At 69.4% G+C, this 15,040-nt stretch carries 14 protein-coding genes; 7 read left to right on the top strand and 7 right to left on the bottom strand.

Annotated features, from left to right (window positions below; translation table 11 throughout):
- Window positions 1-5: 5 nt before the first annotated feature.
- Both RM788_RS12080 and RM788_RS12075 read right to left on the bottom strand, forming a co-directional pair.
- Window positions 6-1,418 carry an IS1380 family transposase gene (locus tag RM788_RS12080; RefSeq protein WP_315931712.1) on the bottom strand — a complete coding sequence of 471 codons (1,413 nt, stop codon included), beginning with the start codon at window positions 1,416-1,418 and terminating at the stop codon, window positions 6-8.
- 170 nt (window positions 1,419-1,588) lie between these two features.
- Window positions 1,589-1,903, bottom strand: a complete 315-nt coding sequence (locus RM788_RS12075; protein ID WP_315931711.1) for a hypothetical protein — start codon at window positions 1,901-1,903, stop codon at window positions 1,589-1,591.
- Window positions 1,904-2,748: 845 nt separating this feature from the next.
- Between RM788_RS12075 and RM788_RS12070 the strand changes: the two genes are divergently transcribed.
- The 4 genes from RM788_RS12070 to sigJ all read left to right on the top strand — a co-directional run bounded on the left by RM788_RS12070 (window position 2,749) and on the right by sigJ (window position 5,057).
- The gene (locus tag RM788_RS12070) at window positions 2,749-2,883 is read left to right on the top strand and encodes a hypothetical protein (RefSeq protein ID WP_315931710.1); all 135 of its coding nucleotides are present in this window, start codon (window positions 2,749-2,751) and stop codon (window positions 2,881-2,883) included.
- Window positions 2,883-3,374, top strand: a complete 492-nt coding sequence (locus tag RM788_RS12065; RefSeq protein WP_315934616.1) for a carboxyl transferase domain-containing protein — start codon at window positions 2,883-2,885, stop codon at window positions 3,372-3,374. Before RM788_RS12070 ends, RM788_RS12065 begins: the two co-directional genes overlap by 1 nt.
- Complete coding sequence (locus tag RM788_RS12060; protein WP_315931709.1) at window positions 3,371-4,012, top strand: hypothetical protein; 642 nt, start codon at window positions 3,371-3,373, stop codon at window positions 4,010-4,012. Before RM788_RS12065 ends, RM788_RS12060 begins: the two co-directional genes overlap by 4 nt.
- Before the next feature lie 160 nt (window positions 4,013-4,172).
- Complete coding sequence (gene sigJ, locus RM788_RS12055) at window positions 4,173-5,057, top strand: RNA polymerase sigma factor SigJ (RefSeq protein ID WP_315931708.1); 885 nt, start codon at window positions 4,173-4,175, stop codon at window positions 5,055-5,057.
- Between the two features lie 174 nt (window positions 5,058-5,231).
- Here the strand turns inward: sigJ and RM788_RS12050 are convergent, their stop codons facing one another.
- Window positions 5,232-5,690, bottom strand: coding sequence for an ester cyclase (locus RM788_RS12050; RefSeq protein WP_315931707.1), 459 nt, complete (start codon window positions 5,688-5,690; stop codon window positions 5,232-5,234).
- A 443-nt stretch (window positions 5,691-6,133) separates the two neighbouring features.
- On the opposite strand from RM788_RS12050, the gene RM788_RS12045 reads away from it, so the two are divergent.
- From RM788_RS12045 to RM788_RS12035, 3 genes are all read left to right on the top strand, one after another.
- Entirely contained in the window at window positions 6,134-6,562 is a 429-nt protein-coding gene (locus RM788_RS12045) for an AAA family ATPase (protein WP_315931706.1), read from the top strand.
- Window positions 6,563-6,683: 121 nt separating this feature from the next.
- Window positions 6,684-7,514 carry a transposase family protein gene (locus RM788_RS12040; protein WP_315921658.1) on the top strand — a complete coding sequence of 277 codons (831 nt, stop codon included), beginning with the start codon at window positions 6,684-6,686 and terminating at the stop codon, window positions 7,512-7,514.
- 55 nt (window positions 7,515-7,569) lie between these two features.
- Window positions 7,570-9,438 (top strand): ATP-binding protein, encoded by a 1,869-nt coding sequence (locus RM788_RS12035; protein WP_315931705.1) that lies wholly within the window; start codon window positions 7,570-7,572, stop codon window positions 9,436-9,438.
- On the opposite strand, the gene RM788_RS12030 is transcribed toward RM788_RS12035, so the two are convergent.
- The 4 genes from RM788_RS12030 to RM788_RS12015 all read right to left on the bottom strand — a co-directional run bounded on the left by RM788_RS12030 (window position 9,403) and on the right by RM788_RS12015 (window position 15,037).
- The gene (locus tag RM788_RS12030) at window positions 9,403-11,073 is read right to left on the bottom strand and encodes an AMP-binding protein (RefSeq protein WP_315931704.1); all 1,671 of its coding nucleotides are present in this window, start codon (window positions 11,071-11,073) and stop codon (window positions 9,403-9,405) included. The genes RM788_RS12035 and RM788_RS12030 overlap by 36 nt on opposite strands.
- Window positions 11,070-12,704, bottom strand: coding sequence for an MFS transporter (locus RM788_RS12025; RefSeq protein ID WP_315931703.1), 1,635 nt, complete (start codon window positions 12,702-12,704; stop codon window positions 11,070-11,072). The genes RM788_RS12030 and RM788_RS12025 overlap by 4 nt, the downstream gene beginning before the upstream one ends.
- Before the next feature lie 112 nt (window positions 12,705-12,816).
- The gene (locus tag RM788_RS12020; protein ID WP_315931702.1) at window positions 12,817-14,079 is read right to left on the bottom strand and encodes a nucleotide sugar dehydrogenase; all 1,263 of its coding nucleotides are present in this window, start codon (window positions 14,077-14,079) and stop codon (window positions 12,817-12,819) included.
- Window positions 14,080-14,092: 13 nt separating this feature from the next.
- Entirely contained in the window at window positions 14,093-15,037 is a 945-nt protein-coding gene (locus tag RM788_RS12015) for a UbiA family prenyltransferase (protein ID WP_315931701.1), read from the bottom strand.
- Window positions 15,038-15,040: the final 3 nt, after the last annotated feature.

Raw genomic sequence — 15,040 nt, 5'->3', positions numbered from 1 at the left:
TCGGGTCAGGCCGATGGTGGCGGTGCGACGTGAACCGCATCGGGGTGAACGGCGTCGAAGAGTTGTTGCCGGGCGTCCCGCCAGGGCCAGTGCCGGGGCAGGTGAACGGTGAGATAGCAGCGGGCGGAGCGGGCCAGGCGGGCCGGCACGGCGATCAGATGGGCGCGGAGGGTCGCGGTGGTGGCCTTGGTGTGGAAGACCGATGCCAACGACCCGGCGGCCCGTAGCAGGTTGTGGGTGATCGCCCAGCAGGTCAGCCAGGCCGCGTTGGCCTGGAAATGTCCCGAGGGCAGGTGCGCCAGCGGGCCGGCTTTGCCGTCGGCGATGACCTGTTCGATGACCGCGTGCCGGCGGTGGTCGGCTTCGGCGGGCACGAGTTCGAAAGGGCTGTCGGTGAACACCGTGTGGTAACGGTAGGCGGGGAACAGTTCGGTCTGCCCCGCCGATGTCGTGGTGTTCAAGCGTTTCACGCGGCGCACCATCAACGTGGCGGTGACCCGCTCGGTTTTACGGCGTCCGGTGAACGCGGTGTAGCACGGGATTTCGGCGACCTCGGCGTCGGAGATCAACTCGCCGGTGTCGGGGTCCTCGATCGCGTTCGGGTAGCGGATCGGGATCCACGCGTGGTCGGCGATCGTGGTGATCGCGGCGGTGATGGAGGGGTTCGTGCCGGTGGTCAACGAGAAACGGGCGCCGGCCCGGCGGCAGGCCGCGACCACGTCGGCGGTGTAGAACTTCGCGTCCGCGCGGACGATCCGTATCCCGGTGCAGCCGATCTGGGCGGCGACGGCGAGGGCTTCGGCGACGAAGGACTCCGCGCCGCGCACGTCGGCGGCTTTGCCGCGTCGCATCCGCACCGCGGCGATCACCGGCCGGGCCAGCGGCGTGGAGACCACCGCCACCAACGGATGCAGGGTGCGCTGTCCCTTGAGACGGCCGTGCTCGGCACCCTGTTTGGCATGCCCGTAGACCCGTCTGTGGGTGGGGTCGATATCGATGAACGCCACGGTGTCCGCGCCGGGGAGCAGCGGGGTGCGGGCGGCCAGTTCGGCCAGGAACGCCCGGTGCACCTGGTGGAGTTGGCGGACATGGCCGTGGGTGAACGATCGCAGGAAGGTGCCCACGGTGGAGGGTGCGCGTGTCCCGTCGAACGCGAGGTCCATGCCGCCATGTCGTACTCGGTGGACGTCGTCGATGCTGTCCGCGCCCGCGACCATGGCCGCGACCAGTGACATCACCTTCGCGGCGGGGTTGGCGCCGCCGCTGTCCGCGTCGGGGATGCGGATCGCCTCGGCGGCCAGTTCGGGCAGGCGGCAGTGTCGGGCCAGTCGTAGCACCGGTATCAGGCCGGCGTCGGCGATCAGGTTCGGATCGTCGAACCGCGCCGACACCGCCGAGGCGGTATGAGAGGATCGCACTTGGCAGATGTCCTTTGCTCACGCGTTGATGGAACCGTCGCAAGTCCCATTATCGCAGTTCAGAGGGCATCTGCTTTCATGTCTGGAGACATTTCAGATCACAATCCTCGGTGGATTGAGGCTCAGGTTTGCCTTCCGGGTCGTCCAATGCCTTCAGGATTCGGTCATCGTCAGCGGTCCAACGCATCATCACGGGTGCCGATCGCCTCACCCCACCGCAGACCGGCACCGGCAGCGAGGGTGACCACTGCCCGGTATCGATCGGGCACCGCCGGTAGTAGCGCGATCCGGAAGTCGTCGCGGCTGATGATCTGTCCTTCGGTGTCGCGCTTCCGCAGCTTCGGGAACCGCACTCCTTCACATGGGTTCGTCCCGATGAGCTGGTTTCGCACGGCGGACCGCAGTACTGCTGAGGCCAGTTGCAGGCACTTCGACAGGACGGGCCGTGATCGGTGACCAGCCAGGTCAGTGACCCACTTCTGCACCGGGAGTTCGTCGATCTTGGACAGTGGCCAGCTTCCCTCTGGGGAGTACGTGGGTCTGCATGACTGACGCGTCGTGCGCAGCCGTCGTGATCTCGTGCCCAATCACGAGCCGGTGGCGGCTGACGCGCTTTGCGGGAGTGAGGCCCTCGCGGACGCGCTGGTAGGCCAAGCCGCAGCTCAGGTTGAGCAGGTAGGCCGCCTCATCAACGGGTGTAGGTCAGCAGACCGTGGGCGATGGTCGGAGTCGGCCAGCCGGTTCGTAGTGGGTCGGGCCCGTCAGTTGTCGGCGACGTATCGCGTTCGCGTGCTGCAGCACCGCTGACGGGACGGACAGCAGTTTCCTGGCCACCATGTAGAGCAAAGACACGATCACCCGAATATGCCATCAAATACAGCGACCCCCTCGCACTACCAGCGGCGACGACTTCTCAAGCGACCCAAGGGGGCATCCGCCGCGCGGTCTGCTCTTGAGTTGGGGCCTAGTGAGCGGGTGGACGGTGGTGGCGCACCAGAGTGGAGGTGATCGGCGTGATTGGGAGTGGCGGCGAGGTTACTGGCCTTGGGTTGGTGGGGCGGGTTGTGGTGAGGGTGATGCGGACGAGGGTGGGGCGCGAAGGGTGCTGTCCGGACGGACGGTGGGGTGGAGGTTGTTGCGGTGCGGTTGGTGATCGTGAGGCTGTGGTCGGGCTGGTTGAGGCTGTGCGTGTTCGGTGTGGCGGGCTTGATGCCTGCGTGCACCACGTGGTCTCGCCGGATCTGGCGGTGTTGGACGGCGTGGCCGCTGCGCTGGTGAGTCCTTCACCGAAGGTGGGCGGGTGGTTGTCGTCGGGTTCACGGTGATCTCGGTGGACCAGGCGGTGCGGCGGCTCGCGCTGGAGTTGGCTTCGCACGGGATCGTGGTCAACGCGGTTGTCATGCCGGTCGTGGACCGCGGGTCGGAGACGGTTGGTCGGGGTGCGCTGTTTCTTTTGGCGCTGTGATGCCCGGAGGGTCGGTTGACCGTGCCGAACGACGTGGCTGCTGCTCTGCACAACGGAGGCGGCGTGGTTGTGCGGAGGCCGAACTGGTTGACGACGGTGACTTCCTGGAGGTGCACGAGCAATGGGCGACGAACATCGTGTGCGTGTTCGTCCGGCTGGACGGGAACGTGGTGGGCGTGGTCGCGAACCAAACGGCGTCGTCGGCGGGGACGGTTGACATCGACGCCACCCGTGAGCGGCTGGTGCGGGTCTACCGCGAGGAGTTGATGAGCCCCTGCTGTGCGGCCGAGCGGGGCCTGGTTGACGACGTGGTGGACGCGGCCGAGGCGCGGGGCGGGGAATTCGTGGCAGCAGTCCGGATCCAGCGGGTGGGTGCTGCTCAGAAGGCGCCTTGTGGCAGCGCGAACATCGTGTGGCGCGAAACCTTTCGGGCCCTTCGGTCGATACAGCTCCCGACACCATCCACATCGAGGGGGAGCGACGGCGCATGACGCACGGGAGCGATCGCTGGGCCAAGTACGGCAAACTCGGAGCGGTCGCCGCGATCGTGACGGCCATCGTCGTCGGTGCGGCGAACGTGGACGGTTTCCTGTCGTTCGTGGAGCGCTTCACGGGTACGGCGACGACGACAGCCGCTCTGCCGCAGCAGACGCAGGAGGCAGGCTCCACCGGAGTGACTCCGACTGGTTTACCCCAACCCGAGGAAGTCCCGAACGAGACAGCCGCGGCCCAGCCTTCCGCGACCGCCGCGGTTCGGTCACCGGTTGAAACGCCCACGACAGCCGCGGCTCCTCCGAAGCGCGCCGGGGCCTTGATCGTCACCATCAAGATGGGGTCGGGGGGCAAGATCGGTCCGTCGGAGTACCGCGCGGGATCGACGCCGGGGGCGAACGTCGACGTGTACGACGATGCCGGTCAGCTCAGTTCGGGCTGCTACCCGTCCTGGTCGTTGACGCGCGGGGGCACCGAGGTGTTGCCGTTGCGCAACACCAGGTGCACGTCCGGGGGGATCACCATGTTCAACTTCAAGGATTCGCTCGATTCGCCGGGTGACTACCGCCTTCAGGTGGACATCCGCACCGATGGCGGGCAGACCGGCAGTTCGTTCGTCGATTTCGTCGTGCGTTGACCGCTTGCCCCCTGTGACCGTTGAGCGGGGCCATGGGGATCTCCCGGTGGTTCCGTGCGGGGGTGCGCACTGGTGCGGGTACGCCGGAAAACCCGTTGGCCGCCAGTACTTCGCCTGATCGGCGCCGGGTTCTGGGGTGCCTGACTGGTATGGTTTCGGTATGCAGGCGGACCCGACTCGGACCGATGTGTTCGAGGAATACCGGGAACTCATGTTCGGCATCGCGTACCGGATGCTCGGCAGTGTCGTGGACGCCGAGGACACCATGCAGGAGACCTGGCTGCGGTGGAGCAGGATCGACCGGGAGGCGGTCGTCGATCCGCGGGGTTACCTGGTTCGCGCGGTCACCCGGACGTCGATCGACCACCTCCGGCGGGCCAAGGTGCGGCGGGAGCAGTACGTCGGGTCGTGGTTGCCGGAGCCGTTGTTGACGGGGCCGGATTCGGCGGAGGGTGTGACCAGGGCTGACTCCGTTTCCATGGCGATCCTGGTGATGCTGGAACGGTTGTCGCCGCTGGAGCGGGCGGTGTTCGTGCTGCACGAGGTGTTCGGCTTCAGCTTTCCCGAGGTGGCGGCGGTGATCGACCGTTCGGAGGCGGCCGTGCGCCAGCTCGGCAGCCGGGCGCGGGGCAACGTCCGGGGGCGGCCGCGGTTCGCCGCGAACGGCAAGCAGGCCAGGAAGGTGACCGAGCGGTTCCTGGCGGCGGCTCTCGGCGGCGACCTCGGTGGGCTGATGGAGCTGCTCGCACCGGACGTGACCATGTGGGTCGACTCCAACGGCCAGTCCGAGGGCGGTCCCTGGGAGCCGGTGTCCGGGTCGCTGTCGATCGCCGAGTACTTCGCGTCGGTCGCGGGCCGGTTCCCGCGGGGGATGCGGTCGCGGTACGTGGAGTTCAACGGCAGCGGCAGCGGGCTGTTCGTCGTGGGCGACGAGTTGTACGCGACGTTCGTCCTCGACTTCGCGGAGTCGGACGGCCGGGTGGAGGCCATCTGGGTCATCCGCGAGGAGCACAAGCTGTCCCGCATCCGGGTGCCCGCCGACTAGCGGGCCCTCCCGGAGGATGTTCAGCTAGTGGTGTGGATCCACTTCGCGCCCATGGGTTCGGCCACTCGGAGTCCACAATGGACCGGCCGGGCGCGGTGGGCCTGTGACGCCGGCGGAACCACCTCGTCGTCGACCAGGGCCGCCGCTGGGTGATGTCTCCTAAGCGGTGCGGGGTCAGCCGGCCGCGGAGACGATGGCCAGCGCCGGATCCGGGGTGACCAACGGGAACTCCACGCCCCGGCCCAGTTGCAGGCTGATCAACGCCAGGTTGTTCGTGGAGACGATCTGCTCGGTGATGCGGCCGTCGCGCAGCCGGACGGTGTGGGTCTCGATCGTGGTTCCGCGCTCGTCGGTCGCGGGCTGCCCGTAGAACGGGCCGGTGTTGTGCCAGTCCCAGGAGTAGCGGAACACCGCACGGGTGTTGTCGGCGTTGTGGAACTCGTCGTGCAGGGCCGCCCGCAGCCCTGGGTACGTCAGGTGGAATTGGACGGCGACCTTGAGGATCGTCGCCCGGCCTGCGACTTTCCACGCGAAGGGCGCGTAGAGGATGACGTCCTCGTCGTAGAGCTCCGCGAGGGCGTCCCAGTCCTGGGTCGCCCACGCCACGACGAACTTCTCTCCCAGCGAACTCATGATCCACTCTTCCCCTCGTCGACCTGCTGCCCAGACCGACGCACGCGAGCGCCCGACTGTGACATGGGCGCCGGAGATCGGTTTCGCGGCAAAGGTGTTGTTATGCGAGTTCAATCGCCGGCACCCCTCCCGGATAGTGGACACGAGCATGGAAACAATCCAGAATAAGACACCGTGCAGTTATTCGTGAACGCCATCCGGCGGGTGGGTGCCCTAGCGGTCCAATAGATTCGTGTCGAGGAGTCGAACGGACGCATTGGGCGTCAGCCAATTGGACCACCGTTTAGCGTTTTTTCACGATACCGGCGAACACGGGCAGTTCGATGACCGCACCCGACGGCGCGAAGCCGGTGGGTGCGGGCCACTGAATGGGGGAATCGGGAATGCCTCACACGTGCACGTCCACCGCCGGACTGGGTCGGGGCGGCAACCAGTCGACGCGGTTGGCCCGCCAGTTGCCGCCGCTGGTCGGCCGCGATACGGACCTGCTGACGCTGACCGCGCAGCTGTGCAGGTCAGACACCCACCTGTCCACGGTGACGGGGCCGGGTGGGGTGGGCAAGAGCAGGCTGGCGGCCGCGGTGGCCGACGAGATGACCCGGCTGAACTCGGTCACCGTCGCCGTGGTGGACCTGCACGGCGCGACGACCGCGGAGGAAGCGCTGCGCGCGATCGCCGACTCCGTGGTGGATAATTTCGGTTGTCTGATCGGTGAACGGGCTAACGTGCAGGAGATTGCCGAGAAGGTGCCGGACGGTGACGTCCTGCTCATTCTCGACGGCTGTGAGCAAGTCACCGAGAACCTGGCCTTGATGGTTCGTGAACTGTTGTCCTGGCACAACGAGGTGATCTCACCAACGTTGAAGGCCTGACGGAGTCAGCCGAACGCTTGGCCATGCGACCCGAGGCACAACAGAGCCTGAGAGCAGAAGGACGGGGAGCTTCTGATAGGACTGGATTTGCGAAGATCAAATCCCAGTCAGAAAGCTCCCCGTGATCAGCTATCGTGCCACACTCGACGTGCCCCGCGAACTCGCCCAGTACCTGGGCCGCCTGCTCCACACCCAACGCCGCGACCGTGGCACTCGGAAGGGCGCCAGAGCGCTGACCTGCTACGGGCAGGCCGTCATGGGCCTGCGCTGGTTCCGCCAGAACACCGACATCACCGCGCTGGCCCGAGATCACGGCATCTCCCGCGCCACCGGCTACCGCTACCTCGACGAGATCATCACCGTGCTCGCCGAGCAAGCCCCGGACCTGCACGCAGCATTGCGACACGCCAAGAACGAGGGACTGGCCCACGTCGTTCTCGACGGCAAGATCTTTCCCACCGACCGCCTCGCCGAGAAGACCACCAGCGCGAAAGGCGAGCAGATCGACCGGTGGTACTCCGGCAAAGCACACGAGCACGGCGGCAACATCCAGGCCCTGATGGCGCCGAACGGTTTCCCGCTGTGGATCAGCGATGTCGAACCCGGCTCGGTGCACGACCTGACCGCGGCCCGCGAACACGTGCTGGGCGCCCTGTACTGGGCCGCCTCCCGACTCGACCTGCCCACCCTGGCCGACAACGGCTACGACGGGGCGGGCATCGGAGTGTTCACACCGGTCAAGCAGCCCGCAGGCGGGCAGGTACTTGATGTCGACACGCGCACCTACAATGCCCTGCTGCGTGGCCTGCGCTGTCTGGGTGAACGCGGATTCGCGACGCTGACCGGCCGCTGGCGCGCCTTACGGCACTTCACCACCAGCCCTCGCAAGATCGGCGCCATCGTCAAAGCCGCCCTCGTCCTCACTCATTTCGAACATGGACGACTCACCTGAAACTCGCTGAGATCATCTCAACGACCTGAGGGTGCTGACCACGAGCAGACGCCCATTGACGCTGTACGGCGAACGGCTGTTCCCGCTGCGGCCGCTGCCCACGCCGAAGTGGCCGCTCACCGAGGACGTGGCGGAGTTGCAGGAGTACCCGTCGGTGGCGTTGTTCATGGACCGGGCACGCGCCGTCGACCCGTCCTTCGCGCTCACGGCGGAGAACGCGGGCCCGGTCGCGGAGATCTGCCGCCGGATGGACGGCCTGCCGCTGGCGATCGAGCTGACCGCGGCCCGGCTGCGGCTGTTCCCGGTCGGCACCCTGGTCGCCCGGCTGCGCGAGGGCAGCTACGGCCCGGCGGGCAAGAACACCGGCAAGCTCCAGCGGCACAGGTCGGTGCACGCCCTGACGGAGAGCAGCTTCCGGCTGCTGGACGAGGAGCAGCAGCGCCTGCTGACGCGGATCTCGGTGTCCTCGCAGGACGTGGGGCTGCACACGGTCGAGGAACTCGGGGGGCTGGCTCCGCACCAGACCGAGCACGTGCTGGAACCGCTGGTGGACCTCAACCTGGTCGCGGTCCGGCACGGCGCGGGCGACCCGCGGTTCGCCGTGCTGGAGACCGTGCGGGCGTTCTGCATGGCCGTGCTTGCCGAACGGGGCGAACTCGTCGAGGCGAGGTCCCGGCATGCCGAGCACTTCCAGGCGTTCGCCGAGCGCTCCCGGCCGCACCTGACCGGTCCCGACCAGGCGCACTGGCTGGACGAACTCGCGGCGGCCCACGACAACGTGCGACGCGCGCTGGAGTTCCTGCGGCACGAGGGGCGGCTGACCGAGGCCGCGCGGACCGCCGTGGCGATCCACCGGTTCTGGCTGGTCCGCGGCCATCTGGAGGTGGGCAGCCTGCACCTCGCCGCCGCGCCGCCGCTGTCGGGAGGTGCCCTGGACTCGGCTCAGGGTGTGCTGGCCACTGCGATGGGCGACGTGCTGCGGGCCGCGGAAGCGTTCCACCGGGCGGGCACGGCCTACCGGGCGTCCGGCGACCAGGACCTGGAACTGGCCATGCTGGCCCAGCGGCACGCCACGCTGCTGCACGCGGGCGAGCGGCTGAACGTGCGGTCGGTGGACGCCGTGATCCGGGCGGCGGGCAGGCCGGAGGCGCCGACCGAGATCGGGGACGCGGCGCTCGCGCTCGCCATGTCCTCGGGGCACGACCTCGACCGGTGGGAGGAGCGGCTGGAGGCCGCCCGACAGGTGTACCTGCGTCACCAGGACGTGCGCGGGCTGGGCCTGGTGGTCGCCGAGCAGGGTGAGGTCGCGGTGGCCCGCGGCCAGGTCGACCTGGCCGAGCGGTCGTTCCGGCTGAGCCTGGAGAAGCTGTGGTCGGTGGGGGAGCGCACCATGCTGCCGACCGTGCTCGACGCGTACGCCTTCCTGCTGTGGAAGCAGATTCCGGGTCAGGAGGACAGGGTCGTGCGGGTGATGGCGGCGAGTTCGACGCTGCGCAAGGCGACCCGCGCGGCGCCGTTGCGGGCTCTGCGATCCGTGCCCGCGGGGCCCTTGCGGCAGTTGCGCACCCACCTCGGCAACCCGCGGTTCGAGGCGCTGTGGCACGAGGGCCGATTACTCGACACCGCCGCGGTAGTGGCGGAAATCCTGTCCGCGCCGCTGCTGGCAGGCAGCGGACGGACGCCCAGCGCGCCGCAGGACGCGAAGCTCACGCCCCGGCAGTACCAGATCGCCGCGCTGGTCAGCCAGGGGCTGACCAACCGGCAGATCGCCCACCAGTTGCAGATCTCCGAGTGGACGGCGGTGAACCACGTCCGGCAGATAATGCACCGGTTGGGCCTGCCGTCCCGGATCCACGTGGCGCAGTGGGTGCTCAAAGCCGGGTACGGCCTAGGAAACCTTCGCGGCGGACAGCACGACGGGTAGCCGGTCGTAGTCGACCTTGCCGCAGGGGTCGTGCGGCAGGCTGTCCACCTGGATCAGCTTGGTCGGCAGGTACCACTCGGTCATCCCCCTCCAGACCAGGAAGTCCCGCAGGTCGGCCAGGGACGGGCAGCGGCCGCGGGAGGCCACCACGACGCACGGCTGCTCGTCGCAGTCGGACACCGAGTAGCCGATCACCGCGACCTCGCGGATCGCCGGGTGCTGGTGCAGCTCCTTTTCCACCTCCTCGACCGGGATCATGAACATGCCGCCGATCCTGCGGTTCGCCCGCCCGGCGAACCGCAGGCCGCCGCGACCGTCGGGCCGGACCAGGTCGCCGGTGTCGAACCAGCCGCCGTCGGACTCCCACGGCCTGCGCACGTCCCGTTCGCCCGCCGCGTTGGTCTGCCACACGGCGGTGCACAGCGAGGGGCCGCGGACCCACAGCCTGCTCAGCCCGTCGACTCCGGGCACCGGCCGCAGGTCCACCGACAGGCCCGGCAGCGGGTGGCCGTCGCTGTGCGCCGCCCACCGGTCCGGGTCGTCCTCCCGCGTCCGCATGCCCAGGCCGACCTCGGTCATCGCCCAGCAGGACCGGATCGGCACGCCGAACCCCTCGGCCAGCTGGTCGACCAGGCCGGTGGGCGCGGGCGAGGCACCTGCCTTCAGCAGTCGCAACGTCGGCAGGTCGCGGGGTCTGCGGCGTTGCGCCTCGACCATCCGGGTGAGGAAGATCGGGGCCGCGAAGAGCTGCGTCACGCCCGCGGAGGCGATGAGGTCGAGTTGCCGGTCGGCGTCCCAGACGTCCTGGTACACGCCGGTCCCCTGGGCCAGCAGCGGCCCCCAGATGGAGTACAGCAGCCCGGCGAGCGCGGTGATGGGGTGCGGCGTGCAGAACACCTCGTGCCGGTCCCAGCCGCGTTCCACCGGCCGGGCGTACCCGGCGATCCCGGCGTAGATCGAGTTCTCGGTGTGCAGCACGGACTTGCGCTGCCCGGTGGTGCCGGAGGTGAACATCAGCAGCCGGGGCTCGTCCATCGCCGACCCGGTCGGCAGCGGCGGCGGTTTGCTGGCCAGGTCCTCGTGCGGGGTGTCGAGGAAGTGCTCGGCGAAGTCGACCGCGCCGTTGCCCGGCTGGTCGCCGTACACCACGCGGTAGCGCAGCCGGGGCAGCCTGCCCGCCATCCGCTCCAGCTCCGCCGCGGGCTCGGTGCCCTGCCAGGACTGGGTCGTGACGCACAGCCTGGCCTCGGAGTCGGTGAGGATCAGCTCCACCTCGCGCGGTCCGATGGTGGTCTGGATCGGCACGGCCACCGCGCCGGTCCACATGCAGGCCAGGGTGAGCGCGGTCGTCTCCCACCAGTCCGGCAGCTGGTAGGCCACCGCGTCACCGCGCCGGATGCCGAGCGCGGCCAGCGCGCCGGTGAAGCGGCGGACGTAGCGCAGCAGCTCGCCGTACCGCAGGGTGGTCACCCGGCCCGTCTCCGCCCGGTACGAGACGATCGCGGGCCGGGTCGGGCACGTGGCGGCGGCGCTGACGAGGTCGTGCAGGATCGACCTGTCCCGCCACCACCCCTCGTGCCGGTAGCGCGACGTCATCCAGTCGGGTGGCCGCAGGTCGAACGGATCCGTTGTCACGACAGCCCTTCCCCGACGGCGGCGGGCGCTTCCGCCGGTTCCGGCGCCACCGGCTTGGGCCTGCCCGGCAGCCCGAACGCGAGCAGCATGCCGACCAGCTGCACCACGGCGGTCAGGACCAGCGCCCAGGTCGCGGCCGTGGTGAAGCCGGAGCCGAACACCTCGTGCGTGATCCGGGTCGTCTCCTGTGCGGCGGACGGGGACAGGCCCGGTGGCAGCTGGATGCCGCCGCTCCGCCCGGCGCCGACGTCCAGGCCGCGGTCGACCGCGGTGGCGACGCTGTCCTGGAAGCCCGCCCGCGCCTCGGCGGGCACGTCACCGGCCCGGAGCGCGGCCTGCTCGGTCACCTCGGAGGCGAGGCGGCTCTGCAGCAGCAGGCCGACCGTCGCGGTGCCCAGCACGGTGCCGAGCTGGCGGGTCGTGGCGAGCACGCCCGACGCCGCGCCCGCCAGCGGGGGCGGGACGTCCCGCATGGCCAGGGTGTTGATCGCCGGGAAGACCACGCCCATGCCGATGCCGAACAGGATCAGCCCCGGCATCAGCACCCACGGGCTGGAGTCGGGTCCGGCCATCAGGCCCGCCAGGCCCACGCCGCCGCCGTAGAGCAGCAGGCCGGGCACCAGGATCGCGCGGCCGCCGACCTTGGCCACCAGGCTGCCCGCGACGGGGGAGAGCAGCAGCGAGATCACCGACGGCGGCACCAGCACCAGGCCCGCCATCACGGCGGAGAGGCCGAGGACGGACTGGAGGTAGATGGTGAGCGGCAGCAGCAGGCCGACGGACGCGAACAGGATCACCGACGACAGCGTCACCGAGATCGAGAACACCCGGTTGCGGAACAGCTGGAACGGCAGCAGCGGGTCGCGCTCCTGCCTGTTCCGCTGGAGCAGCAGGAAGAGCGCGAACACCACGACGCCGGTGACGAGCAGCATCGGGATGGTGACGAACGAGAAGACCGCGCCCCACTTGAACCTCTGCCCCTCGATCAGCGCGAAGATGATCAGGAAGAGCGCGACGGTGGAGAGCAGCACCCCCGGCAGGTCCAGCCGCGACTGGCGGCCGGAACGCGCGTTGGGCACCACGACCAGCGCGGCCACCACGGCGAACGCGCCGAGCGGGACGTTGATGAGGAAGATCCAGCGCCAGCCGACCGTGCTGACCAGCAGGCCGCCCAGGGTCGGACCGGTGATGATGGCGAGCCCGGCCACCGACGACCAGACGCCGAACGCGGCGCCCCTCTTGGCAGGGGGGAACACCGCGCTGATCAGCGCGAGGGTCTGCGGCATCAGCACCGCGGCGCCGACGCCCTGCACGGCCCTGGTGACGATCATCTGGACGGCGGTGTCCGCCAGGCCGCACGCGGCCGACGCGACGGTGAAGATCACCAGGCCCGCGATGAACATCGTGCGCGCCCCGAGCCGGTCGCCCAGCCTGCCGGACAGCAGCTGGAGGGCGGCGAACATCAGGGTGTAGGCGTTGACGAACCACAACACCTGGTCCAACGACGCGCCCAGCCCGGTCACCATGTCCGGGATCGCGATGTTCACGATCGTCGTGTCCAGCAGTGTCATGAAGAAGCCCACGAGCAACACGCTCAGCACTACCCACGGGCTGCGTTCCTGCGTCCGCACCTTCGGTTCCTCCTCCGCTTGCCTGCCACTACCGACGCATGCGGGTCCGGGACTGTGACATGGGTCGGCGGGCACTTCCGCGGGAGGTGGCCCGCGGGAGTGCCCGCCGGTGTCACAGCCGTTCGATGTGCGGGCCGGGCGCCAGCCGGTTGCGGCAGTCGAGGACGTACCGGGCGTGCGTCCGGACCAGCTCGTAGTCGAAGGCGTCGTGGTCGGTGATGATCACGACGGCGTCGGACGCGCCGATCTCCTCCGCGGTCAGCTCCACCCGCACGACCCGCGGGTCGATGGGCACGGACTCCCGGACGTGCGGGTCGGACGCCCGGACCTCGGCGCCGATGCGGAGCAGCAGCTCCGCCGCGCGCACCGCGGGCGACTCGCGGGCGTCGCCGCTGTTGCGCTTGTACGCCAGGCCGAGCACGAGCACCCTGGAGCCGTTGGCGGACCGCTGGCGGTTGTTGAGCGCCTCCACCAGCCGCTGCACCACGTACCGCGGCATCTGGTTGTTCACGTCGTTGGCCAGGTCGACGAACCGGAACCGGCGGCCGAGCTGGCGCTCCACCTGCCACGACAGGTACCGCGGGTCGATCGGCAGGCAGTGCCCGCCCACCCCCGGACCGGGGGTGAACCGCATGAACCCGAACGGTTTGGACGACGCGGCGTCGATGGCGTCCCAGATGTCGACGCCCAACTCCTGGGCGGCCACCGCCATCTCGTTGACCAGTGCGACGTTCACGTGCCGGAAGGTGTTCTCGATCAGCTTGGCCAGCTCGGCCGTCTTGAGCGAGGGCACCGGCACGGTCGTGTCGACCACGGTGTCGTAGAACTCCCGCACCCGGCGCGCGGAGTCGGCGTCCACTCCGGACACGAGCTTCGGCGTCCGCTCGAACGTCCAGTACTGGTTGCCGGGGTCGATCCGCTCCGGGCTGTACCCCAGGCCGAAGTCGGGGCCCGGCGCGAGGCCGCTCTCCTTCTCCAGCAGGGCGCCGAACACGTCCTGGGTGGTGCCGGGGTACGTGGTCGACTCCAGCACCACCAGCGAACCCCGCGTCACGTGCGGCGCCAGTGCCAGCGCCGCACTGTCCACGAAGGACAGGTCGGGCACGTCCTCCAGCAGCGGGGTCGGCACGGTCACCACGGCCACCTCGAAACCGGCCAGGTCCGCGGGATTGGCCGTCGGCACGTAGGTCCCGGCGGCGACCACGCAGGCCAGCCGCTCGTCGGACACGTCCTCCACGTACGACGTGCCCGCCAGGAGCATGCCTATCCGGCCCTCGTCGACGTCGTACCCGATCACGGTGTGGCCCACCTCTGCCGCGCGGACGGCCAGGGGAAGACCGACGTACCCCTGCCCGACGACCACCAGTCTCACCACGCGGGCTCCCGCCTCAGCCGACATGGGCGACCACGAGGTTCCCGACCACCAGCGCCACGACACCCCAACGGTGGATGGTGACGCCCGCCTTGCGGGCGACCAGCGGCTTGCCCGCCACCAGGCCGTTGTAGGCCTGCCTGGCGCGCATGACCACCGTCGGCACGAGGAAGAGCCCGAACCACAGCGGCGCGACGCCGACCGCGAGGCCGAAGACGATGACCACCAGCTCCAGCAGGCTCAGCCCGCCGATGAAGGCGCGGTACGTCGCGGGCGAGGTCCGGGTGGCCAGGTTGATCCGACCCGCCTCCCGGTCGCCGTCGACGTCGTTGATGTTGGAGTACACCGACACCATCAGGCTCCACAGCCCGAAGAGGAACGACTCGAGCCACATCAGCCCGGTCACCTCGGCGTTGACCATGGTGAACGGCACCAGCACGCAGAGGCCCGTGCACAGCCACAGCGCCAGCTCCTGGCCGCCGTAGTAGCTGATCTTCAGGCCGTAGGAGTACTGGATGAACGCGAACGCGCACAGCGCGGCCGCCACGACGCCCAGGGTGGACACGTACGGCGCCAGCGCGAACGCGAGCGCCCAGACGGCCAGTCCGAGGATGGCGCAGGCGTAACCGAAGCGCAGCGCCTGCGCGACCGTGAGCCTGCCGTCCAGCAGCGGTTTCCGGTCCCTGGCCCGGAGCGCGGACTGCGACGGCGCGTAGTTGCGGGCGTCGCTGCCGTCGCGGAAGCCGGTGACGTCGTCGAAGGCGACGGTCGCCGCGACCACGCCGACCCAGCCGATGTTGAACAGGACGAGCACGAGCCAGGTCCGGGGCCGCGCCTGGACCGACGGGGCCAGGAGCGCGAAGACGACGAGGATGCAGGTGTAGTAGTCCCAAAAGGACAGTTTGGCCAGTTTCACGTATGCCCGGAACCGTTCGCCTGCCGGGCTCGTTGTCGACGTCATCGC

It is taken from the genome of Umezawaea sp. Da 62-37 (assembly GCF_032460545.1).
Lineage (GTDB): Bacteria > Actinomycetota > Actinomycetes > Mycobacteriales > Pseudonocardiaceae > Umezawaea.
The sequence above is the reverse complement of the archived record's forward strand: the minus strand, read 5'-3'. Positions and strand labels throughout refer to the sequence as shown.